Raw genomic sequence first — 459 nt, forward strand, 5'->3', positions numbered from 1 at the left:
CGCCAAGGCGGCATTCGTCGCTATCGAATTCGACGAATACGGAGCCGGACAGGGCCCGCGCCTACACCAGCAGCTGTTCGCCGACCTGATGTACGCCGCCGAGCTGGATTCGTCGTATCTCGGCTATCTGGACGTGGTGCCCGCCGAATCGCTGGCGGTCGTCAACATCATGTCGTTGTTCGGGTTGCATCGTCAGCTGCGCGGCGCCACAATCGGGCACTTCGCCGCGACCGAGATCACCTCACCACCGGGTTCGCGGCGCATGGTCGACGCCCTCAACAGGCTGGGCGCGCCCAACGAATGTGTCGAGTTCTATCGCGAGCACGTCGAAGCCGACGCGGTGCATGAGCAGGTGGTTCGCCTGGACGTGGTGGCCGATCTCGTAGCCCGCGAACCGGACCTGGACTCCGACGTGGTGTTCGGGATGCGGGCGCACGCGCTCATCGAAAGCCGTTTGGC

General features: G+C 64.9%; 1 protein-coding gene. It reads left to right on the forward strand.

Annotated elements, in window-relative coordinates:
• Positions 1-459, forward strand: a 459-nt coding sequence (locus F0Q45_RS26750; RefSeq protein ID WP_149656676.1) for an iron-containing redox enzyme family protein, incomplete at both ends; no start/stop codon positions are given.

It is taken from the genome of Mycobacterium simiae, from assembly GCF_008370645.1.
GTDB classification, from domain to species: Bacteria; Actinomycetota; Actinomycetes; order Mycobacteriales; family Mycobacteriaceae; genus Mycobacterium; species Mycobacterium simiae_A.